The following is a 22,722-nucleotide window of genomic DNA, read 5'->3' as shown; positions in this document are numbered from 1 at the left end:
TTTACTCCTGCAGAACGGCCTTGCCGATGATCAGTTGCTGCACCTCGGTCGCGCCTTCGTAGATGCGCAGCGAGCGGATGTCGCGGTACAGCGATTCGACCTTGCTACCCACCTCCACACCGCGCCCGCCGTGCAACTGCAGCGCCATGTCGATCACGCGCTGGGCGTTTTCGGTGGCGGTCATCTTGGCCATGGCTGCTTCTGCGGTGACGCGCGCCTGGCCGGTGTCGCGCAGCCATGCCGCGCGGTAGGTGAGCAGCGCGGCGCTGTCCACCAGTGCGGCCATTTCGCCGATCTTGGCCTGCGTGAGCTGAAAGTCCGCGAGCGTCTGGCCGAACATGCGGCGTTGGCGGGCGTGGTGCACGGCCTCGGCCAGCGCGCGGCGCGCCATGCCCAGCGCAGCGGCGGCGACCGACGCGCGGAAGATGTCCAGCGTGCGCATGGCCAGCTTGAAGCCGCCGTTTTCTTCGCCCAGCAGCGCCGCGGCAGGCACGTTGCAGTTGGTGAATTGCAGCGTCGCCAGCGGGTGCGGCGCCATCACATGGATGTGGCGCGAGGCATCCAGCCCTGGCGCGTTCGCATCGACGATGAAGGCGCTGATGCCGCGCGTGCCGCCGCTCGGGTTTGTCTTGGCGAACACGCAGTAGAAGTCGGCGATACCGCCGTTGCTGATCCAGGTTTTGGTCCCATTCAAGCAAAAAGTGCCTGTAGCGCCAGTGGAATCTGTGCTGGTAGCTATGGTTTGCATAGCGCCTACATCGGAGCCCGCCTCGGGCTCGCTGAGCGCAAACGCCGCAATCAGCTCGCCACGCGCCACACCTTGCAGGTAGTGCGCCTGCTGCGCAGGGCTGCCCGCCAGCGTGATCGCACCGCTGCCCAGCCCCTGCATCGCAAACGCAAAGTCCGCCAGCGGCGAGTGGTAGGCCAGGGTCTCGCGCAGCAGCACCAGCGCGCGCGAGTCCAGTGCGGGCAGCGCGCCACCGTGTGCTGCCGGCACGCAGTAGCGCAGCCAGCCGCCCGCGCCCAGGCGTTTCACCCAGTCGCGGCAAGCGGCGCGGTCATCGGTTTCATCGACCTCTTGCGCGGCCGCCCAGGGCACCAGGCCCTCGGTCAGCGCGCGGTGCGCGTCGTCGAAGAAGGGCAGGGCCAGGTGCGCCGTGGAGGGCGGGCAAGGGGCGGGGGGCGTGGCGACATGCATGCATCAATCTCCCTGGAACACGGGCTTTTGCTTGGCCGCAAACGCTTCGTAGGCACGGCGGAAGTCTTCGGTCTGCATGCAGATCGCCTGCGCTTGCGCCTCTGCCTCGATGGCCTGTTCGATGGTCATGCTCCATTCCTGGCTCAGCATGGTCTTGGTCATGCCATGGGCAAAGGTGGGGCCGTCGGCCAGCGCCCGCGCCGTGGCCTGCACATTGGCCAGCAGGTCGGCGCTTTCGTACAGATCATTGAAGAAGCCCCAGGCCAGGCCTTCGTGTGCCGTCATGGCGCGGCCGGTGAACAGCAGTTCGCTCGCGCGACCCTGGCCGATCATGCGGGGCAGTAGCGCGCAGGCACCCATGTCGGCCCCGGCCAGGCCCACGCGGGTGAACAGGAACGCGGTCTTGGTCGCCTCGGTGCCGTAGCGCATGTCGCAGGCCAGCGCCATCATCGCGCCCGCACCGGCGCAGATGCCGTCGATGGCGCCCAGCACGGCCTGCGGGCAGGCGCGCATGGCCTTCACCAGGTCGCCCGTCATGCGCGTGAACTCCAGCAGTTCGGGCATGGTCATGGTGGTCAGCGGGCCGATGATCTCGTGTACATCGCCGCCCGAGCAAAAGTTGCCGCCCGCGCCGGTGACCACGATGGCCTTCACATCGGTGGCAAAGCGCAGCGCGTAAAAGAAGTCGCGCAGCTCCGAATAGCTCTGGAAGGTGAGCGGGTTCTTGCGGTCTGGCCGGTTGAGCGTGACGGTGCCCACGCCATCGGCAAAGCTCCAGGCGAAGTGCTCAGCCACGTAGCTGGCCTGCGGGTTGAACTGCTCGCGCATGGGGTTGCTCGCCCCGATGAAGTGTTTCATTCGGCTGTCTCCAAAGAATTGTTTTGTGTGTGCTCTTTCACCTTGCCCAGCAGGCGGTACAAGGTGGCGATGTCGCGCTCGCCCAGCGTGGCGAAGGCTTCGACGATCCATTGCTCGTGCTGGCGCGCCATGGTGTTGAACTGCTCGCGGCCCTGCGGCGTCAGGCGCACCAGGTACGCACGGCGGTCGCCCTCCACGTCCATGCGCTCAACCAGCCCTTCGGCAACGAGCTGGTCGGTGATGCCGGTGATGTTGCCGCTCGTCACCATCATGCGGCGCGAGAGTTCTTTCATCTTCATGCCGTCCGGTGCACGCTCCAGCTGCGCCATCAGGTCAAAACGCGGCAAGGTGGTGTCGAACTGCGCGCGCAGGTGGCTGCGCACCTGCTTTTCGATGAGCTGGGTGCAGGTGAGCAGGCGCAGCCACAGGCGCAGGGCTTCTGGGTGTTCGCTGGGGGCGGCGCCGTGCAGGCGGGCTTCGAGGTCCATGGGGTTTACTCGATGGCTGCGGGTTTGCTGGATTCCTGCGCCGGTGCGGCCAGTGCAGCCATCTGCTTTTGCTTGGCAATCTCGCGCAGCATTTGGTCGCGGCCGCTGTGGTATTGCACCGGCCAGTCCGTGTGCGCTGCGGCCACGGGGCTCAATTGCGCGGCGGCGTGCAAGGTCCAGGCCGGGTCGGCCAGGTGGGGGCGGGCGATGGCGCACAGGTCAGCCCGACCGGCTGCAACGATGCTGTTGGCGTGGTCGGCCTCGGTGATCGCGCCCACGGCCATGGTGGCAATACCCACCTCGTTGCGGATGCGGTCGGCAAACGGCGTCTGGTACATGCGGCCGTACACCGGGCGGGAGTTGCGCGTGGTCTGGCCTGAGGACACGTCGATCAGGTCCGCGCCAGCGGCCTTGAACAGCCGTGCGATGGCAATCGCATCGTCGGCGGTGTTGCCCTGGCCTTCCTGCAGCCAGTCGTGGGCCGAGATGCGCACGGAGAGCGGCTTGTCGGCCGGCCACACGGCGCGCAGCGCGGTCAGCACCTCCAGCGGGTAGCGGCAGCGGTTCTCCAGGCTGCCGCCGTATTCGTCTGTGCGCTGGTTGGTGGCGGGGCTGATGAAGCTGGCCAGCAGGTAGCCGTGTGCGCAGTGCAGCTCCAGCCAATCAAAGCCGCAGGCCATGGCCCGGCGGGCGCTGTCCACAAATGCGGCGGCCACGCGGTCCATGTCGGCGCGGGTCATTGCTGCCGGTGTCTGGTTCTGCGCGCCGTAGGCGACGGGGCTGGCGGCCAGCAGGGGCCAGTTGCCGGCCTCCAGGGGCTCGTCGGTACCTTCCCAGCCGACACGCGTGGAGCCTTTGGGACCGCTGTGGCCCAGCTGCAGGCCGATCTTGGCCGTGCTGCTGCCGTGCACAAAATTCACGATGCGCGCGAACGCGGCTTGCTGCGCATCGTTCCACAGCCCGGGGCAGGCGGGCGTGATGCGGCCCTCGGGCGTGGGGCTGGTCATCTCCACCATCACCAGCGCGGCGCCGCCCAGCGCGCGCGCGCCCAGGTGGACCAGATGGAAGTCCTGCGGCACGCCTTCGGCCGCGCTGTAGGTGGCCATGGGCGAGACGACGATGCGGTTCTTGAGCGTGAGGCCTTTGAGCGTGAAAGGCGTGAGCATGGGCGGCATCGCCGCCTTGCCGCCTGCGAGCCAGGCCTCGTAGCCCTCCAGCCATGCCGCATCGCGCAGCCGCAGGTTCTCGTGGCTGATGCGCTGGCTGCGCGTGAGCAGCGAATACGTGAACTGCTCGATGGGCATGCCGGTGTAGCGCGCCACGTTTTCAAACCATTCGGTGCTGTTGCGTGCGGCGTTCTGGATCTTGAGCACCTCCACGCTGCGGCGCGCTTCATAGTGCTGAAGCACCTCATCGATGGGCAAGCCGGTCGCAAACTCATTGGCCAGGTCGATGGCATCTTCCAGCGCCAGCTTGGTGCCGCTGCCGATGGAGAAATGCGCCGTGTGCGCGGCATCGCCCATCAGCACGATAGGCACTTGCTTGCCGCCAATCGCTTCGCGGTGCACCCAGGTGTTGCAGATCACACGCGGAAAACGAATCCAGTTGGCAGAGCCGCGCAGGTGGGTGGCGTTACTGATGAGCGCGTTGCCGTCCAGGTACTTGGCAAACAGCTTCTCGCAGAAGGCAATCGCCTCGGGCTGCTCCATCTGGTCGAGACCGTGGGCTTTCCACACGGCCTCGGGCGTCTCGACAATGAAGGTGGAGGTGTCGGCGTCGAACTGGTAGGCGTGGGCCTGGAACCAGCCGTGCTCAGTCTGTTCGAACGCGAAGGTGAAGGCGTCGAACTTCTTCTTGGTGCCCAGCCACACGAAGCGGCACTGGCGCAGGTCGATGTCGGGTTGGTAAACGCTGGCGTAACGGGTGCGGATGCGGCTGTTGAGGCCGTCGCTGGCGATGACCAGGTCGGCGTGGTACTGCGCGGCGAGCGCCTGGTCGTCGGCCACGTCGGTCTCGAACACCAGCTCCACGCCCAGCTCCAGGCACCGGTCCTGCAGGATGTTGAGCAGCCGCTTGCGGCCGATGCCGCAAAAGCCGTGGCCGGTGGAGCGCACGCTGCGCCCCTTGAAGAACACCTCGATGTCGTCCCAGTGGTTGAACGCATCGCCGATGAGCGCGGCCGTGGGTGCGTCGGCGGCCTGCAGGTTGGCCAGCGTCTGGTCGGACAGCACCACGCCCCAGCCGAAGGTGTCGAACGGTCGGTTGCGCTCGACCACCGTGATGCGGTGGGCGGGGTTCTGCTGCTTCATCAGCAGGGCGAAATAGAGACCGGCGGGCCCGCCGCCAATGCAGAGGATGTTCATGTCAAAATAGTTTAGACCTAAACAAAATGCTGTCAATGGGGTTGCTCCCTGCCGCCAGAGCGTGCCGCCGCTGTAGGACAGACTCTGAAAAGCCGGGCTGCGTGTTGACGCGCTGCAGCATGACTTCAAGAATCCTTGGCATGAAGCATTTGCTGCATACCCTGGAGGGGCGGCTGGCGACCCTGCCGGTGCCCATGGCGGTGGAGCTGCCGGCGGGTCAGCACCTGGGCGCGCCCGACCCGGCGGTGGTGCTGCGCTTTCGGGACCGCATGGCGCTGGTCGCGCTGGCCTCTGGCGATATCGGTCATGTCGGGGCCGCCATCGTCGAGGGCCGCGTGGCGCTGGAGGGCGGCATGCGTGATCTGATGGCAGCAGCCACAGGCCTGCTGACGCACGACCCCGCACGCGACCAGCACCATGGCTGGTGGCGCAGGGTGCTGGGGCGCGCGCGGTCCATGGCAGCACACACGCTGGCGCATGACGCGCGGCAGGTGCAGTTCCACTACGACCTGTCGGATGACTTCTATGCGCTGTGGCTGGACCCGCGCCGCGTGTATTCGTGCGCCTACTACCGGTCACCCGAACTTACCCTGGCCCAGGCGCAGGAGGCCAAGCTCGACCACATCTGCCGCAAGCTGCAGCTGCAGCCGGGCGACCGGTTTCTGGACATTGGGGCGGGCTGGGGCGGCCTGCTGCTGTGGGCGGCCGAACACTACGGGGTGGATGCAACCGGCATCACGTTATCGCGCAACCAGCATGCGCATGTGCAGCGGCTCATCCACGAGCGAGGGCTAGGAGGACGGGTGCGCATGCAGTTGGTGGACTATCGCGAGTTGCACGTGGACCAGCCCTTTGACAAGATCGCCTCGGTGGGCATGTTCGAGCACGTGGGGCGTGCGCAGATGGGCCGCTACTTCAACACCGTGGCGCGCCTGCTGCGCCCGGGCGGACTGGTGCTGAACCATGGCATCACCGCCGGGGGCGTGGACAACGCGCAGCTGGGCGCCGGCATGGGCGACTTCATCGAGCAGTACATCTTCCCGGGCGGTGAGCTACTGCATGTGAGCACGGTGCTGCAGGACCTGGCCCGCGCGGGCCTGGAGATGGTGGATACCGAGAACCTGCGCCCGCATTACGCGCGCACGCTGTGGGCATGGTCCGATGGCCTCGAAGCCCGATTGCCGGCAGCCCGTGGGGTGCTGTCCGCTCAAGCGGGCGCCGAGCAGGCGGATAAGGTCTTGCGTGCCTACCGCTTGTACCTCGCAGGCAGTGCTCTCGGCTTTGAACGGGGCTGGATGGCGCTGCACCAGATGCTGGCCATCAAGCCGGATGGCGATACCGCCAAGGGCGCTGTACCCGGCGCACAATCGAGTTATCCCTTCACCCGCGACCATATGTACGCGGCCCGTAAGACCCGCTTTGAAACTCTCTCAAAAACCCTCTCTGACAACCTTTCTGACAGGCCTTTGACCATGCTCTACAAGTTCAAATCCCGCGCCACTGCCGACCTCATCATGCTCGAACCCCAGGGGCGCCAGATCGTGACCCTCATCGGCAAGACCCCCGGCACCAGCGGCATCGTGACCGCTGCGCAAATCCCTGCCGCCATCGCTGCGCTGGAGGCCGCCGTCATCGCCGACGAGGCCCAGCCCGAAGCCCAGGAAAACGATGAATCCGCCGCTGAGGAGCGCCACGACGTGGTGCGCCTGCGCCAGCGCGCAGCGCCCTTCATTGAAATGCTCAAGCGCAGTGCGGCGGCAGATGTGGACGTGGTGTGGGGCGTATGACCTGAGGGCAGGCGGGTTCGCAACTCACACAACGCGCAATGCGCACTTTGCGACGAAAGTGCGTTGTCAGTCCCATCCACCCACCCTCAGCAATCCGTCGCAGGCCACGCTGCGATCTTCGCCGTTGCAGTAGTGTCTGCCGTCAGTCCACCTTGGCGCCCGAGGTCTTTACCACCTGCGCCCACTTCTTGTGCTCGTTGTCGATGTGCTTGGCAAATTCTGCGGGCGTGTTGCCGCCGGGGATCGCACCCTGGGCCAGCAGCCGCTCCTTCATGGCAGGGGTGGCCAGTGACTTGGCGACTTCCTGCTGAATGCGGTTCACGATGTCGGGGGGCGTACCCGCTGGGGCCAGCAGGCCGAACCACGAACTGGCCTCGTAGCCCTTGAGCGTGGGGCCGCCTGCCTGTTCCACCGTAGGCACATCGGGCAAGGCGCCCGAGCGCTCGGAGCTGGTCACGGCCAGCGCGGTGAGTTTGCCGGCCTTGATCTGCGCCATGGACGAGGGCAGGTTGTCGAACATCACGTCCGCGTTGCCCGCCACCATGTCCATCAGTGCCGGGCCGGAGCCCCGGTAGGGCAGGTGCAGCATGAAGGTACCGGTCATGCTCTTGAACAGCTCGCCAGCCAGGTGGATCGACGTGCCGTTGCCGCTGGAGGCCATGTTCATCTTGCCGGGGTTGGCCTTGGCCACGCGGATGAAGTCCTGCACGTTGTGAATGCCCTGGGCCTTGGCCTTGTCGGCGTTCATCACCATCACGTTGGGTACGGCGGCTACCAGGGTGATAGGTACAAAGTCCTTGATGGGGTCGTAGGGCAGCTTGGCGTACAGCGCGCGGTTGATGCCGTGGGTGCCCACGGTGCCCATCAGCAGCGTGTAGCCGTCGCCGGGAGACTTGGCTACCAACTCTGCACCCACGTTGCCGCCCGCGCCCGCGCGGTTGTCCACGATGAACTGCTGCCCGAACGCTTTGGACAGCTCGGGCGCCATGGCGCGGGCCAGGATGTCGGTGGTGCCACCGGGCGCAAAGGGCACCACGATGCGTACCGGCTTGGTGGGCCATGCGACCTGGGCGCGCGCCATGGTGGGCAGCAGCGCCGCCGCGCAGGCCAGCGCAACGGTGCTGGCGGCCAGGGCCATCACCTGGCGACGGCGCGCGTGGAGTGGATGCGCAGCGGTTGCGGCATCCGATGAGCCGGATGAGCGAGTGGGTGCGTGGAGGGGAGTGCGTGCCATGGAGATCAATCCTTGATGTCGGGGAGAAGAGAAAGGTCTGCTGGGGTTCTACGCGCGTTGGCGCAGTGGGGGCAGATGGATAACCCCAATCCTGGTGGCGCAGGGCATCTGCAGCCCGCAATATCGCGCGCACGGTCCGTTCAACAGCCCACCCGCGCCCATGAAAAAAGCCGCAACACGTCGTGCGACGTGGCGGCTTTGGGGAGGTGCTGGCAGGGCTGCGTTCAGAGCCCTACCGGGTGCGAGAGGATCAGTCCGCGTAGGTGCCTGCGGCCTTGATGACGGCGCCCCACTTGTCGATCTCGGCGGCCACGAACTTCTTGTGCTCAGGGCCTTCAATGCGCTTGTCGGTGATGACCACGGCGCCCAGGGCTTCCTGCTTCTTGATGAACTCTGGGTCCTTCAGAGCGGCCTTGAGCGCTTCGTTGATCTTCTTTTGCACATCGGCTGGCGTGCCCTTGGGGGCGTACAGGCCGTGCCAGATGCTCACGTTGAAGTCCTTCAGACCCGATTCCGCCAGGGTGGGCAGGTCTTTGAGCGCAGGGGTGGTCAGGCGCTTGGAGGTGGTCACGGCATAGGCCTTGACCTTCTTGCCTTCGATCTGGCTGGTGGTGTTGGTGGTCTGGTCGCACAGCAGGTCGATCTGGCCGCCGATCAGGTCGGTGATGGCAGGGGCCGTGCCCTTGTAAGGCACATCCGTCATGTCCGTCTGCAGGGCGGACTTGAACATCAGTCCGCACAGGTGCGAGGCCGCGCCCAGACCCGCGTTGCCCAGGTTGATCTTGCCCTTGTTCTGCTGGATCCAGGCGGTCAACTCCTTGAAGTTGTTGGCGGGCATGGTGGGGCGAGCGATCAGCGTCATGGGCACTTCGTTGACCATGCCCAGGTATTCAAAGTCGTTGGGCACGCTGAACGACAGCTTGCGGTACAGCGCGGGCATGGTGGACATGCCGATGTGGTTGAGCAGCAAGGTGTAGCCATCGGGCGTTGCACGGGCCACGCGGGCGGCGCCAATGGAGCTGCCTGCACCGGCGGTGTTGTCCACCACCACGGTGGCGCCCAAAGGCTTGCGCAGCGCTTCGGCCAGGTCGCGGGCCACGCGGTCGGTGGGGCCACCGGCGGCGAAGGGCACCACGATGGTGACCGTCTTGTCCTTGGCGGGGAAGTCCTGCGCGTGGGCGCCAAAGGCAAGCACTGCAGCGGCAGCGACGAGGGCGAGTTTCAGCGTTGTTTTCATGGGTGCTCCTGTAAATGACGGGCCATGATAGCGAGGGGCATTTCCGCCAACATTGCGGATAGTACGTAGCACACAGGCCGCATGGTCTTTAAGCCAAATGGCCCGGTAGCACTGGTATTTATTGCCCTGAATGCTACTTAAAGAATAGCAAATGTTAGGGTAAACACTGCGGTGCCCCCGTGTGCGAAATGGCCTTGTTTTGCGCTGTCGCAAGGCCGGATGCACTGTCTGATCGATTGATGTGCACACACATCTTTTGCATGCCGCACGCACTCCGCCTTCGGAGTCCAGCGCTGCGCCCCGGCCTGCGCAGCGAGATCGTCAACAGGCGCCCAAGTCGCCTGCCAGTGCGCGCATGCGCACATTCAGGCGGGCGTAACTGTTGAAAGAGCTATTTGTAGCTGCGCGCGTCTTCAATCACCTTGCCGTCGTTGGGCAGTGTGCCAGGGGGCACCATCTGCACCTCGCCGCGCAGCTTGGTCACTTCGCGGATCGCGTCGCTTAGCTGGTGGGCCAGGCCCTCGGCGGTCTCGGTGGTTTCGACCTGCAGCACCATCTGGTCGTTGGCCATTTCGCCGCTGACCACAAGCCGGGCGCGCTGAACCTGCGGAAAGCGGCGCGCAATGGTGGCGATCTGCCCAGGGTGCACAAACATGCCGCGCACCTTGGTGGTCTGGTCGGCCCGGCCCATCCAGCCCTTGATGCGCGTATTGGTGCGACCGGTGGGGCACTGGCCGGGCAGCACGGCGGACAGGTCGCCGGTGCCAAAGCGGACCAGCGGATAGTCGGGGTTGAGCGTGGTGATGACCAGCTCGCCCACTTCGCCCTCGGGCACCGGGTCGCCGGTGCCGGGGCGCACGATCTCGACGATTACGCCTTCATCCAGCACCAGGCCTTCGCGTGCCGAGGTTTCATAGGCAATCAGGCCCAGGTCTGCCGTGGCATAGCACTGGTAGCCCGCGATGCCGCGCTCGGCAAACCAGTCGCGCAGCGAGGGCGGAAACGCCTCGCCCGACACCAGCGCTTTGGTGACGGTGGGCAGGGCCACGCCCATCTCGGCGGCCTTCTCGACAATGATTTTCAGAAAGCTGGGCGTGCCGATGTAGCCCGCCGGTTTCAGCTCGGCCATGGCCTGCACCTGCTGCTCGGTCTGGCCGGTGCCGCCGGGGAACACGGTGCAGCCCAGCGCGTGGGCGCCGGTCTCCATCATCGAACCTGCAGGTACAAAGTGGTAGCTGAAGCTGTTGTGGATCAGCTCGCCGCTGCGAAAGCCCGCCGCGTGGATCGCGCGCGCCATGCGCCAGTAGTCACGCCGCGTGCCCTCGGGCTCGTAGATGGTGCCAGGGCTGGCGAACACACGGGTCATGCCGGGCCCGAAGTTCAGCGCGCTGAAGCCGCCAAACACATTGGCCGCGCGGCCCGCCTGTTGCCGCTCCAGCAGCTCGTACTTGCGCGTGACGGGCAGTTGCGCCAGCGCCGCGCGGCTGGTGATGGTCGATGCATCCACGCCCGCCAGGATGCTGGCAAAGGCGGGCGACGCCTTCTGGGCATGGGCGATCTGCTGCGGCAGCGCCGCCATCAAGGCCGCTTCACGCTCGGCGGGGCTGCGCGTTTCCAGGGCGTCATAGAACGTGCTCATGCCTGGGTTCCTTGTGAGAAGGTGGTTTTGAATGAAATCAGCCTCTAGCGCTTATCCATAAAGCGCAAGCAGCTATGAAATTAAGAGTGAATTCGTTCAGCGTCTGAAAAGGATTACTGCCCTGGTCGCCCGCGCTGCCGAAGGCCAGCGCACCCGTGGAACTGGCTCTGCCAGGCCACCGGGTGCGTCCCCCTGAGGGGGAAGGCGCGCAGCGCCACAGGGGACATGTCAGGCCAACCAGCGCTTGCGCCGCTTGTAGCTCTTTACGTCCTTGAAACTCTTGCGCTCGCCGCCGCCCACGCCCAGGTAGAACTCCTTGACGTCCTCGTTGTTGGCCAGGTCGCTGGCAGCGCCGTCCATCACCACGCGGCCGCTTTCCATGATGTAGCCGTAGTCCGAATACTTCAGGGCCATGTTGGTGTTTTGCTCGGCCAGCAGGAAGGTGACCTTCTCCTTGGTGTTCAGGTCCTTCACAATGTTGAACACCTCCTCCACGATCTGCGGCGCCAGGCCCATCGAAGGCTCGTCCAGCAGCACCATGCTGGGGTTGGCCATGAGCGCACGGCCGATGGCGCACATCTGCTGCTCGCCGCCCGATGTGTAGGCGGCCTGCGAGGTGCGGCGCGTCTTGAGGCGTGGAAAGTAGTTGTAGACCTTCTCCAGATTGGCCGCGATCTCGGCCTTGCTGGTGCGGGTGTAGCTGCCCGTCATCAGGTTCTCTTCAATGGTCAGGTGGGCAAAGCAGTGTCGTCCCTCCATCACCTGCACCACACCGCGCTGCACCAGGTCGGCGGGCGAGAGGTTCTCGATGCGCTCGCCACGCAGCTCGATGCTGCCCTTGGTCACCTCGCCCCGCTCACCCTGCAGCAGGTTGGAGATGGCGCGCAAGGTCGTCGTCTTGCCCGCCCCGTTGCCCCCCAGGATGGCCACGATGGAGCCCTCGCGCACCTGCAGCGAGACGCCCTTGAGCACCAGGATCACGTGGTTGTAGATGACTTCGATGCCGTTGACGTTGAGAACGATGTTGCTGTTGGAGTCCATGGTCTTGCCTTCCTGTACCAATTCAAAAGGCTGTGGGTCAACCCTTTGGATTGGCGGCTGCCAAAAAAAGCAACCGCTGTTCACTGGCCGTAAAAACTGTCGCGGCCTTAGCGAGGAACGCCGCGCAAGGGCCGCCCCGCCGCGCTGGCGTTGTCCCCCTTCCCGCAGCGCGAAGCGCTAAGAGAGAAGGGGGAAGCGGCAAAGCCGCTCAGGGGGATGTACTTAGCTCTGGCAGTCCGCTGCGTCGCGGCGCGTCATCTTCTTGTCGGCCAGGTACTTGTCCGCGCCGGCCTTGACCATGGGCTTCAGGATCTGCTCATCGGCCTGGTACCAGTCGGACGAGAAGTTCCACTTGCTGCCGTCCCAGGTGTGCACGCGCGCCCAAGTGGAGCCCATGTGGTCGGCGCAGCTGGTGGACAGGGGGCGCATCACGCCGCCAAAGCCCAGAGCGTCCAGCTTCTTCTGGTCCAGGGCCAGGTTTTCCATGCCCCAGCGCACTTGCTCGCCGGTCATGACCTTGCCCTTGCCAAAACGCTCTTGGGCGCGGCGCACCGACTCGACGGCCAGCATCTGGATGATCACGCCGCGCGTGTACAGCACCGAGCCCACTTCGTCCTTGGGACCCGTGCCCTGGCCCTTGTCGTGCACGTGCTTCAGGATGTCCTGGATCACCTTGGGCTGCTGGCCCGAAGTGTTCAGCGCCAACGCGTTGTAGCCCTTGGCACCTTCGCCCACATCACGCACATCGGGCTCGGCACCGGCCCACCACACGCCGTACATCTTGTCGCGGGGGTAGCCAGTGGCTTGGGCTTCCTTCAGCGCGGTGGAGTTCATCACGCCCCAGCCCCACAGCAGCACGTAGTCGGGACGGCTCTGGCGCACTTGCAGCCAGGTGGCTTTTTGTTCCACGCCGGGGGCGGTCACGGGCAGCATCTGCAGCTCAAAGCCGTGCATCTTGGCGCGCTCCTGCAGCAGCGGGATGGGCTCCTTGCCGAACGGGCTGTCGTGGTACACCAGCGCGATCTTCTTGCCCTTGAGCTTGTCCAGGCCGCCATTGGCCTTGCCGATGTGCTGGATCAGGATGTCAGCGCCGGTCCAGTAGCTGCCCATGAACGGGAAGTTCCACTTGAACGCCTGACCGTCCTGCGCCACCGACAGGCCGTAGCCCAGCGTCATCAGCGGGATCTTGTCCACGGGGGCTTTTTCGGTCAGCGCAAAGGTGATGCCGGTGGCCTGGGGGTCGAACAGCGAGACGCCGGGGCGGCTCTTCAGGCGCTCGTAGCACTCCACGCCACGGTCGGTGGCGTAGCCCGTTTCGCATTCTTCAAAAGTCAGCTTCACACCGTTGATGCCGCCGTCGCGGGCGTTGATCATCTTGATGTAGTCCTGCTTGCCGTTGGCCCATGGCACACCGTTGGGGGCATAGGGGCCCGTGCGGTACGACAGCAGCGGGAAGAACTGCTCCTTGGCTTGTGCGAAGGCGTTCGTCGCGATGGACGAGGCACCGGCAGCAACCACCGCAGCGGCGATCACGATTTTCGAAAGCTTCATGGATGTCTCCTTTGGATGAATGTGTTGAAGCACGGGAAAAAACACGACAGACAGACAGTTAACGCGGCAATGCAACAGGCTCGTATCAGGACTTGCGAGTAAGGGGTTTCCTGCAGCGCGGTCTGATCAGTGCGGGAAGGGCCACAGGCGCAGCTTCTGCTTGGCGGTGGACCAGAGCTTGGCCAGGCCATGGGGCTCCACGATCAGGAACCACACGATCAGCGCACCGAAGATCATCAGCTCGGCATGCGACACGCCCGCCGTGGACACCTCGATGCCAAACAGTCCCATGAAGGCGGGCAGGAACTGGTTGAGCACGATGGGCAGCACCACGATGAAGGCCGCGCCAAAGAAGCCGCCCATGATGGAGCCCAGCCCGCCGATGATCACCATGAACAGCAGGCGGAAGGACACTTCCACCGAGAACGCCGCAGGTTCCCAGGCGCCCAGGTGTACAAAGGCCCACAACGCACCGGCCATGCCCACGATGAAGGAGCTGACGGCAAACGCGCTGAGCTTGGCGTACATGGGGCGGATGCCGATGACGGCTGCTGCCACGTCCATGTCGCGGATGGCCATCCACTCGCGGCCAATTGCGCCGCGCACCAGGTTCTTGGCCAGCAGGGCCACCACCACCAGAATGGCCAGGCAGAAGAGGTATTTGCTGGTGGCGCTTTCGATGGGCATGCCCAGCACCTGCAGGTTGGTCACCGACACCGAGCCCGAGTCGGAGTTGTTGGTGAACCACTTGATGCGCAGGAACATCCAGTCGCTGAAGAACTGAGCGGCCAGCGTCGCCACCGCCAGGTACAGGCCCTTGACGCGCAGGCTGGGCAGCCCGAACAGGATGCCGAAGAACGTGGCGCACAGCCCGCCCAGGATGAGCGCCGGAATCAGCGGCATGCCCGGAAAGCGCACAAAGAAGTTGTAGGCCCCGTAGGCCCCCACGGCCATGAAGGCGCCCGAGCCCAGCGAGATCTGCCCGCAGTAGCCCACCAGGATGTTCACCCCTAAGGCCGCCAGCGCCATGATGACGAAGGGGATCAGGATGGCGCGGAAGATGTAGTCGCTGGCCAGCATGGGCACGGCGATGAAGGCGATGGCCAGGATGATGCCGATGGCAAGGCGGTCCTGCGCGATCGGGAAGATCTGCTGGTCGGCGCGGTAGCTGGTCTTGAACTGGCCGTTTTCGCGGTAGAGCATGGTGTGTCTCCTGTGTTCTTGTTGTTATGAGTTAAGTGCGATCAAGGATCTTTTGCACGGGGGCGCACCTGCGGTGCCACGCGGAGCCTGCGGCACCGCTGACAACGCGCTGCGCGCGTTGTGCCTCCTTCGAAAAATTATTGGTCTCGTATTTCATACGCGATCAATAATTTTTTCCCCGAACAAGCCCTGAGGCCTGAAGAGAAGGAACACCAGCGCCAGCACATACGCAAACCAGATTTCGATGCCCCCGCCCACATAAGGGCCCAGGTACACCTCCGACAGCTTCTCGCCCACACCGATGATCAGCCCGCCGATGATGGCGCCGGGCACCGATGTCAGGCCGCCCAGGATCACCACCGGCAGCGCGCGCAGGGCCACGGTGGTCAGCGAGAACTGCACTCCCAGCTTGCTGCCCCAGATCATCCCGGCCACCAGGGCCACGACGCCCGCCACGCACCACACGATCACCCAGATGCGGTTGAGCGGGATACCGATGGACTGGGCCGCCTGGTGGTCGTCGGCCACGGCGCGCAGGGCGCGGCCGGTGGAGGTCTTCTGGAAAAACACCGACAGCAGGGCCACCAGCGCAGCGGCGATGGCGGCGGCGATCACGTCTTCCTTGTTGATCAGGATGCCGCCCTGGAACATGGACTCCAGCGCAAAGATCGGGTCCTTGGGCATGCCCACGTCGATCTTGTAGATGTTGCTGCCGAACAGCGTCTGGCCCAGGCCTTCCATGAAGTAGGTGATGCCCAGCGTGGCCATGAGCAGCGTGGCGCCCTCCTGGTTCACCAGATGGCGCAGCACCAGCTTTTCAATCAGCCAGGCCACCACGAACATGATGGCGCCGGCAATCACAAAGGCGGCCAGGTTGGCCACGATGGGGTTCGTGATGCCGGTCCACTGCGGAATCCATTCGGCAAAGCGGGCCATGGCCAGGGCTGCGAACAGCACCATGGCGCCCTGCGCAAAGTTGAACACGCCCGAAGCCTTGTAGATCAGCACAAAGCCCAGCGCCACCAGCGAATACAGCATGCCGGCCATGAGGCCGCCGATCAGTGTTTCGAGAAAGAATGCCATGAGTTGTTCTCCTGATCAGTGCGAGGTGCCGAGGTAGGCACTGATCACGTCTTCGTTGCTGCGCACTTCGTCGGGCGTGCCGTCGCCGATCTTCTTGCCGTAGTCCAGCACCACCACGCGGTCGCTGATGTCCATCACCACGCCCATGTCGTGCTCGATGAGCACGATGGTGGTGCCGAACTCGTCGTTCACGTCCAGGATGAAGCGGCACATGTCCTGCTTCTCTTCCACGTTCATGCCGGCCATGGGTTCATCGAGCAGCAGCACCTGTGGCTCCATGGCGAGGGCCCGGCCCAAGTCCACGCGCTTTTGCAGGCCGTAGGGCAGCTGGCCCACGGGGGTCTTGCGGTAGGCCTGGATTTCGAGGAAGTCGATGATGTGTTCGACGTATTCGCGGTGGCGGATTTCCTCGCGCTCGGCCGGGCCGATGCGCAGCGCCTGCATCAGCAGGTTGCTTTTGATCTTGAGGTTGCGGCCGGTCATGATGTTGTCGATCACGCTCATGCCCTTGAACAGCGCCAGGTTCTGGAACGTGCGCGCCACGCCCATCTCTGCCACTTGGCGGGAGTTCATGTGGTCAAAGGTCTTGCCCCGGAAAGTAATGGAGCCTTCGGACGGTGTGTACACGCCGTTGATGCAGTTGAGCATGGAGCTTTTGCCCGCGCCGTTGGGGCCGATGATGGCGCGGATCTCGTGCTCTTTCACATTGAAAGAGATGTCGGTGAGTGCCTTCACCCCGCCAAACCGGAGGCTGATGTTCTTGACGTCGAGGATGACGTCGCCGATCTTTTTGGTGGTCATGGTGGGGGGCTTCTCCAGCGGGTAGAGCGCGGGTTTCATGCGGCGGTCTTGACGGGGGTGAAGGTCTTTGCGTCCGAGATCTTGAGCGTGGCGCTCACGCTGCCGGTGCGGCCGTCCTCGAACTTGACCTGGGTCTCGATGTACTGCTCGGTGCGGCCTGCGTACAGCGCATCGACGAGCACGCCGTACTTCTCGGCGATGAAGCCCCGGCGGACCTTGTTGGTGCGGGTGAGTTCGCCGTCGTCGGCGTCCAGCTCCTTGTGCAGCACCAGGAAGCGGCTCACTTGGCTGCCAGCCAGCATGCTGTCGCCCGCCAGGTCGGCGTTCACCTTCTCGATGCATTCGCGGATCAGCTCGTAGACCTCGGGCTTTTGCGCCAGGTCGGTGTAGCCGGCGTAGGGCAGGTTGCGGCGCTCGGCCCAGTTGCCCACGGCGTCGAAGTCGATGTTGACCATCACGCACACCTTCTCGCGCTTGTCGCCCAGGGCCACCACTTCCTTGATGTGTGGGAAGAACTTGAGCTTGTTCTCCACGTACTTGGGCGCAAACATGGCACCGTCGTTGGCACCGCCCATGATGCGGCCTACGTCCTTGACGCGGTCGATGATCTTGAGGTGGCCGTGCGCGTCCAGAAAGCCCGCGTCGCTGGTGTGGTACCAGCCGTCCGCCGTCAGCACCTCGGCCGTGGCGGCAGGGTTCTTGTAGTACTCCTTGAGCAGCCCTGCCGACTTGACCATGATCTCGCCGTTGTCGGCCACTTTGATCTGCACGCCACGAATCGGCACGCCCACCGTGTCGGCGCGGGCCTGGTTGTCGGGCTGCAGGCACACGAACACGGCGGTCTCGGTGGAGCCGTACAGCTGCTTGAGGTTGATGCCGATGGAGCGGTAGAAAGTGAACAGGTCGGGGCCAATGGCCTCGCCCGCCGTGTAGGCCACCCGCACGCGGCTGAAACCCAGGTTGTTGCGCAGCGGGCCGTACACCAGCACGTTGCCCAGCGCGTACTTGATGCGGTCCAGCGTCCCCACGGGTTCGCCGTCCATGAGGGCCGGGCCCACGCGCTTGGCTACGCGCATGCAGGCCTCGAACATCTTGCGCTTCAAGGCGCCCGCGTCTTCCATGCGGATCATCACGCTGGTCAGCAGGCCTTCAAAAATGCGCGGCGGTGCAAAGTAGTAGGTGGGGCCCACTTCCTTGAGGTCGATGGTCACGGTGCTGGCCGACTCGGGGCAGTTGACCACGTAGCCGCAAGCCAGCCACTGCGCGTAGCTGAAGATGTTCTGGCCGATCCAGGCGGGTGGCAGGTAGGCCAGCACTTCTTCGCTGCTGGTGAGCTTGTCAAATTCGGCGCCCGCGCTGGCGCGGTCCAGCAGCGTGCTGTGGGTGTGCACCACGCCCTTGGGATTGCCCGTGGTGCCCGAGGTGAAGAACATCGCGGCCACGTCGCCGGGCTGGGCCTTGGCCACTTCGGCCTTGAACCAGCCGGGGTTCGTTGCCGCAAAGGCCTTGCCGGACTCGATCAGGGCGTCCAGCGAGGCCAGACCGGGCTCCGAATAGTTGCGCAGGCCGCGCGGGTCGTCAAAGTAGATGTTGGAAATCTGTGGGCACTGCTCGCGGATTTCGAGCAGCTTGTCCACCTGCTCCTGGTCTTCCACCAGACAAAAGCGCACCTCGGCGTTGTTCAGCGGGAAGATGCATTCGGCCGCCACCGCGTCCTGGTACAGGGGCACGGGGATGGCGCCCAGCGACTGCGCGGCCAGCATGGTGGCGTACAGGCGGGGGCGGTTGGCTCCCACCACCACCATGTGCTCGTGGCGCTTCAGGCCCGCCAGGTGCAGGCCGGCGGCCACCTGTTCCACCAGGCGCACCAGGTCTGCCCAGCTGTGGGTTTGCCAGATGCCATATTCTTTTTCGCGCAGGGCCGGGGCCTCGGGGCGCTCGGCGGCGTGCTTGAGCAGCAGTTGCGGGAACGTGGTCAACATTGCAGGTTCCTGAAAGTGAGAAGGTGTCAGCCCGGTGACTGCCGGGCGCGCAAGCTTGTGATTGCGCGATGGGGGAATGCTAGGACCCACTTTGACGCCATCTTGTCTTGCCGACGACAATTTAGGGGTAACTCCCGGGTGGGTAAAACCCTGCCCACGGGCGGGCGGTATCCTCCGGGGCATGTACGCCCCGTCCTTCGGCCTTCAGCACCCGCCGTTCTCCATTGCCCCTGACCCCCGCTACCTGTTCATGAGCGAGCGGCACCGCGAGGCGCTGGCGCACCTGCTGTATGGGCTGGATGCGGGCGGCGGTTTTGTGCTGCTGACGGGCGAGGTGGGTGCGGGCAAGACCACGGTGTGCCGCTGCTTTCTGGAGCAGATCCCGTCGCACTGCAACGTGGCCTACATCTTCAACCCCAAGCTCACGGTGGGCGAGTTGCTGCGCTCCATCTGCGATGAGTTTGGTGTGCCGCACCAGCCATCGGTGGCCGGGGTGGAAACGGTCAAGGATTACATCGACCCGCTCAATGCCTCGCTGCTCGCGGCGCATGGCGCCGGGCGCAACACGGTGCTGATCATTGACGAGGCGCAGAACCTGTCGGCCGACGTGCTGGAGCAGTTGCGCCTCTTGACCAACCTGGAAACCAGCGAGCGCAAGCTGCTGCAGATCATCCTCATCGGCCAGCCCGAACTGCGCACCATGGTGGCCAGCCCCGCGCTGGAGCAACTGGCCCAGCGCGTGATTGCGCGCTTTCACCTCGATGCGCTGAGCGCGCAGGAAACCCAGCAATACATCGCCCACCGCCTGGCTGTGGCGGGCCTGCAAGGGCCGCTGCCCTTCAGCCGCAGCGCCCTGCGGCGAGTGCATGCGCTGTCGCGCGGCATTCCCCGGCGCATCAACCTGCTGTGCGACCGGGCGCTGCTGGGCGCCTACGCGGCTGGGGTGCGCGAGGTCAGCGCCCGCATCGTCCAGCGTGCGGCGGCTGAGGTGTTTGACGCCCCCGCGTCGGCCGCTGCGGCGCGCAGCGCCCGGGGCCAGTGGCCCCGCTGGGCAGTCGCGGGCCTGGGCGTGGCGGCGGGTGCCGCGCTGGTGGCGGGCGGCTGGGCCCTGGGGACCTGGCCGCAATGGTCTCGGCAGGGCGTCGTGTCATCCACCGCGCCTGCGGGCGCCACGGCCAGCAAAACATCTGCCAGCGCGCCATTTAGCGCCCCACCCAGCAGTGCTGCCAGTGCGGCAGCGGTTACAACACCCACGGCGCCCGCGGCAGGGGCTTCGGCCCCGCGCGTCGCGGCGCCGGTGGCCATGTCGGACTTGCAGCAGTTTGTGGCCGCGCTGCCCGCCAGCGACACCGCCGCCTGGCAGGCGCTGGCATCGGCCTGGGGCGCCAGCGTGGCCGATGGCGCCGATGCCTGCGCCGCATTGCCGCGCGACGGCCTGCGTTGCTACCGCAACCGCCGCGCGGGCCTGAACCTGGTGCGGCAGATTGACCGCCCGGTGCTGCTCACGCTGTTCCCGTCTGAAGAGGGCGATGTGGCGGTGTCGGCCGTGCTGCGCCGTCTGGACGGCGACATGGCCACGCTCGAAGGCGCGGGCCGCACGGTGCGCGTGCCGGTGGCCGAGCTGGCGCAGGTGTGGCGTGGCGACATGGCCACGCTGTGGCGCACGCCGCCCGACATGCCCGACAAGGGCGACCTGGCGGAGACCGCTGCCGGCGCCGCCTGGCTGGACCAGCAGCTGGCGACGACTGCGGCCGGTGGCTCGCGCGCTGGCGCACCGGCTGCGGGCCGTACGACCACGCCGGCCCAGCGCCAGGCACGCATCCAGCGCTTCCAGCTGGCCCAGGGGGTGACCCCGGACGGCCGGGCGGGGCCCTTGACCCTCATGCTGCTCAACCGTGTCAACGGCGTGAGCGAACCGCGCTTGCGCACCGGAGGCTGAACCCAGTGTCTTACATCCTTGACGCGCTGCGGCGCGCAGAAGCCGAACGGGGCCGTGGCGCCGTGCCCGGCATCCATACCCCGGCGGTGCCTGTGCCGGGTGCCGTGCCGGTGGCCGGGCGGTCATTCATCAGCCCGGTGCTGGTGGCTGTGGCGGTGGTTGCTGTGGCCGCCGTAGCGGCTGGCGGCACCTGGTGGGTCTTGCAGCGGCCGGTGCCTGCGGGTGCCGTCGTGGTGGCTGCAGCGCCTGCTACTCCTGCGGCCGTGGCTCCGTCCATGCCGGCGGTAGCGTCCACGGCGCCACCCGCTGCCGTGGCCTCCCCGGAACCGGCCCCTGCCGTGGCGCCAGCGGTAACGCCCCCTCCGGCACCCGCGCCGCGCGCGGCGGCACCGCAGCGGGAGCGGCCTGCGCCCGCGCCCGCGCCCAGCCCCTCCGTAGCGCCGCGTTCCCCTGCCGCCGACCCCGAGCGGCCGCGCCCTGCTGCGCCCGCCCCGCGCGAGCGCACGTCCGCAGCCCCCGCGCCGCGTGCTGCAGACGTAGCCTTGGCCAACCCCGCTCCTGCTGCATCCCCGGCCGCGACCGGCACCGTGTTTGCGCAAGCCGATCTGCCCGAGGCCGTGCGGGCGCAGCTGCCGTCACTCAAGATTTCTGGGGTCACCTATTCCAGCAACCCGGTGTACCGCATGGCCATCGTCAACGGCCAGGTGCTGCACGAAGGAGACCCGGCCGGGCCGGGCCTGTTGCTGGAGAAGATCGAGCCCGGCCGCACCATCTGGTCGTTCAAGGGCTACCGGTACGGGCTGGCGTCGCAATAGCAGTATTTGGGCGAAATCGGCCAGTAGCGCTAGTGCAATATGCGCTGATAGCTATCTGATTTATAGCAATTGCATGGGCGGCCCCGCCGCAGCGCGCCCCTGTCATCAGCGTGCCACCGGCGGGCCCTTCGGGCTATCGCAAGAACCGCCCATCGCGTCCCACCAGCGTGAGTTCGACAAAGCGCGAGGCGTTGCGGTCCGGGGTGCTGGCGCTGATCTCGAACCCGCCCAGGTCCCACTTTTTCAGGTTCCAGGTGGCGTCGATGAAGGCTGCGCGGGTGGGGTTGCGGCCTGCGCGCTGCAAGGCCTCGGCAAACACGCGGGCGTTGATGTAGCCCTCCAGCGCCAGGTGCGAGGGCTCGGCCGTGGCTCCGGATGCCTTCCAGGCGGCCTGGAACTCGCGCACCACGGGCATCACCACATTGGAGGGCAGGGGCACCACCTGCGAGATCGCCATGCCAGTGGCGTCCGCGCCCAGGGCCTTGACGGTGGCCGGGGTGCCCATGACCGACAGCGCATACAGCGTCACGCCCCGCTTGAGCGCGCGGAATGCCTTCACAAACTCCAGCGTGGGCTTGCCTGCAAGGCCAATCACGATGGCCTCCAGGTTACCGCCCGCCAGCTTGGCGGCGGCGCTGCCCGCGTCCGAGGCATTGTTCTCCACGGTCACCGTGACGGCCTCGGGCAGCTTGAGCCGGTCCATCGACTGCTTGGCGGCGTTGAACACCTCTTTGCCGAACGAGTTGTTCTGGTAGACGATGCCAATGCGCTGGATGCCGATGGTGGACAGGTGCTGCACCAGCTTCTCGGCCTCGTCGGCATAGCTGGCGCGGATGTTGAACACGTTGCGAGCGTTCTTGGTGCGGCTGAGCTGCGCGCCGGTGAAGGGCGCAAAAAACGGGATACCACTCTCGATCACCTTGGGCAGCATGGCGTCGATCATCGGCGTGCCCATGCAGTTGAACAGCGCAAAGTACCCGGGGTCGGCCAGAAACTGCTCCACATTGGCCAGTGCCTTGGGCACGTCGTAGGTGTCGTCCTGGGTGACGAGTTCGATGGCCTTGCCGTGCACGCCGCCGCGCGCATTGATGCCCGCAAACGCGGCCTTGGCGCCCTGGTGCATGGCCGAGCCCAGATCGCCCAGCGGGCCGGTGAGGGCGGTGGATTGTGCGATCTTGATCGCGCCCTCCTGCGCGCGGGCCGCGCCGCTCCAGCCCAGCCCGGGCAGGCCTACGGCCGCTGCGGTGGCGGCCGCGGCAGCCAGCACCTGGCGGCGGGCCAAGGGGCGCGGCGCGGTGGGCGCGGGGTGGACGGTGCGTGCGGTGGTGGAAGATGGTTGGGTCATGGTGCTGGTCTCCTCGGGGCGCCCTCCGTAGGTGGCAGGGGCGCGAGGCGACATCATCCCGTCACGATTGGCATTTTTTTGTCGGTCTGACGACAATTGGGGTCGTGGTATTCCCGCATGCCCAGGCGGCTGCGGGGCGCCCTTTTTCGTGAGAACCT

General features: G+C 65.8%; 17 protein-coding genes and 1 pseudogene. 4 read left to right on the top strand and 14 right to left on the bottom strand.

What is annotated here, in order from left to right:
* Position 1 precedes the first annotated feature (1 nt).
* The 4 genes from DNK89_RS20520 to DNK89_RS20505 are packed head-to-tail and all read right to left on the bottom strand — an operon-like array spanning position 2 to position 4,907.
* Positions 2–1,198, bottom strand: a complete 1,197-nt coding sequence (locus tag DNK89_RS20520) for an acyl-CoA dehydrogenase family protein (RefSeq protein ID WP_110961612.1) — start codon at positions 1,196–1,198, stop codon at positions 2–4.
* A 3-nt stretch (positions 1,199–1,201) separates the two neighbouring features.
* Entirely contained in the window at positions 1,202–2,056 is an 855-nt protein-coding gene (locus DNK89_RS20515) for an enoyl-CoA hydratase family protein (protein ID WP_110961611.1), read from the bottom strand.
* The gene (locus tag DNK89_RS20510; protein ID WP_056059723.1) at positions 2,053–2,544 is read right to left on the bottom strand and encodes a MarR family winged helix-turn-helix transcriptional regulator; all 492 of its coding nucleotides are present in this window, start codon (positions 2,542–2,544) and stop codon (positions 2,053–2,055) included. The genes DNK89_RS20515 and DNK89_RS20510 overlap by 4 nt, the downstream gene beginning before the upstream one ends.
* Positions 2,545–2,549: 5 nt before the next feature.
* The gene (locus tag DNK89_RS20505; protein ID WP_110961610.1) at positions 2,550–4,907 is read right to left on the bottom strand and encodes a bifunctional salicylyl-CoA 5-hydroxylase/oxidoreductase; all 2,358 of its coding nucleotides are present in this window, start codon (positions 4,905–4,907) and stop codon (positions 2,550–2,552) included.
* 140 nt (positions 4,908–5,047) lie between these two features.
* On the opposite strand from DNK89_RS20505, the pseudogene DNK89_RS20500 reads away from it, so the two are divergent.
* Positions 5,048–6,307: pseudogene (locus tag DNK89_RS20500) on the top strand (class I SAM-dependent methyltransferase); the annotation flags it as partial.
* A complete protein-coding gene (locus tag DNK89_RS24830) occupies positions 6,302–6,694 on the top strand; it encodes a DUF1840 domain-containing protein (RefSeq protein WP_370220951.1) in 393 nt (130 codons plus the stop codon). The pseudogene DNK89_RS20500 and the gene DNK89_RS24830, both read left to right, overlap by 6 nt.
* 142 nt (positions 6,695–6,836) lie before the next feature.
* On the opposite strand, the gene DNK89_RS20495 is transcribed toward DNK89_RS24830, so the two are convergent.
* The 9 genes from DNK89_RS20495 to DNK89_RS20455 form a co-directional block, all read right to left on the bottom strand.
* Complete coding sequence (locus DNK89_RS20495) at positions 6,837–7,832, bottom strand: tripartite tricarboxylate transporter substrate binding protein (RefSeq protein ID WP_110961608.1); 996 nt, start codon at positions 7,830–7,832, stop codon at positions 6,837–6,839.
* A gap of 346 nt (positions 7,833–8,178) precedes the next feature.
* Positions 8,179–9,165 (bottom strand): tripartite tricarboxylate transporter substrate-binding protein, encoded by a 987-nt coding sequence (locus tag DNK89_RS20490; protein WP_110961607.1) that lies wholly within the window; start codon positions 9,163–9,165, stop codon positions 8,179–8,181.
* A gap of 391 nt (positions 9,166–9,556) precedes the next feature.
* The gene (locus tag DNK89_RS20485) at positions 9,557–10,804 is read right to left on the bottom strand and encodes a phenylacetate--CoA ligase family protein (RefSeq protein ID WP_110961606.1); all 1,248 of its coding nucleotides are present in this window, start codon (positions 10,802–10,804) and stop codon (positions 9,557–9,559) included.
* A gap of 228 nt (positions 10,805–11,032) precedes the next feature.
* A complete protein-coding gene (locus DNK89_RS20480; RefSeq protein ID WP_015012347.1) occupies positions 11,033–11,845 on the bottom strand; it encodes an ABC transporter ATP-binding protein in 813 nt (270 codons plus the stop codon).
* Between the two features lie 222 nt (positions 11,846–12,067).
* A complete protein-coding gene (locus tag DNK89_RS20475) occupies positions 12,068–13,396 on the bottom strand; it encodes an ABC transporter substrate-binding protein (RefSeq protein WP_110961605.1) in 1,329 nt (442 codons plus the stop codon).
* Between the two features lie 126 nt (positions 13,397–13,522).
* Positions 13,523–14,599, bottom strand: a complete 1,077-nt coding sequence (locus DNK89_RS20470; RefSeq protein WP_015012349.1) for a branched-chain amino acid ABC transporter permease — start codon at positions 14,597–14,599, stop codon at positions 13,523–13,525.
* A 153-nt stretch (positions 14,600–14,752) separates the two neighbouring features.
* The gene (locus tag DNK89_RS20465; RefSeq protein WP_015012350.1) at positions 14,753–15,682 is read right to left on the bottom strand and encodes a branched-chain amino acid ABC transporter permease; all 930 of its coding nucleotides are present in this window, start codon (positions 15,680–15,682) and stop codon (positions 14,753–14,755) included.
* A 15-nt stretch (positions 15,683–15,697) separates the two neighbouring features.
* Positions 15,698–16,483: an ABC transporter ATP-binding protein gene (locus tag DNK89_RS20460; RefSeq protein ID WP_015012351.1), complete on the bottom strand. Its 786-nt coding sequence runs from the start codon at positions 16,481–16,483 to the stop codon at positions 15,698–15,700.
* Positions 16,484–16,518: 35 nt separating this feature from the next.
* On the bottom strand, positions 16,519–18,465 hold the full coding sequence (locus DNK89_RS20455) for a long-chain fatty acid--CoA ligase (protein ID WP_110961604.1): 1,947 nt from the start codon (positions 18,463–18,465) through the stop codon (positions 16,519–16,521).
* A 181-nt stretch (positions 18,466–18,646) separates the two neighbouring features.
* Between DNK89_RS20455 and DNK89_RS20450 the strand changes: the two genes are divergently transcribed.
* On the top strand, positions 18,647–20,404 hold the full coding sequence (locus DNK89_RS20450; RefSeq protein WP_110961603.1) for an ExeA family protein: 1,758 nt from the start codon (positions 18,647–18,649) through the stop codon (positions 20,402–20,404).
* A 5-nt stretch (positions 20,405–20,409) separates the two neighbouring features.
* The gene (locus DNK89_RS20445) at positions 20,410–21,219 is read left to right on the top strand and encodes a general secretion pathway protein GspB (RefSeq protein ID WP_110961602.1); all 810 of its coding nucleotides are present in this window, start codon (positions 20,410–20,412) and stop codon (positions 21,217–21,219) included.
* A gap of 133 nt (positions 21,220–21,352) precedes the next feature.
* On the opposite strand, the gene DNK89_RS20440 is transcribed toward DNK89_RS20445, so the two are convergent.
* Entirely contained in the window at positions 21,353–22,564 is a 1,212-nt protein-coding gene (locus tag DNK89_RS20440) for an ABC transporter substrate-binding protein (RefSeq protein ID WP_060987203.1), read from the bottom strand.
* Positions 22,565–22,722 lie beyond the last annotated feature (158 nt).

The organism is Acidovorax sp. ST3 (assembly GCF_003231145.1).
In the GTDB taxonomy this organism is placed as follows: Bacteria; Pseudomonadota; Gammaproteobacteria; order Burkholderiales; family Burkholderiaceae_C; genus Acidovorax.
This window is presented reverse-complemented; position numbering and strand designations above follow the sequence as displayed.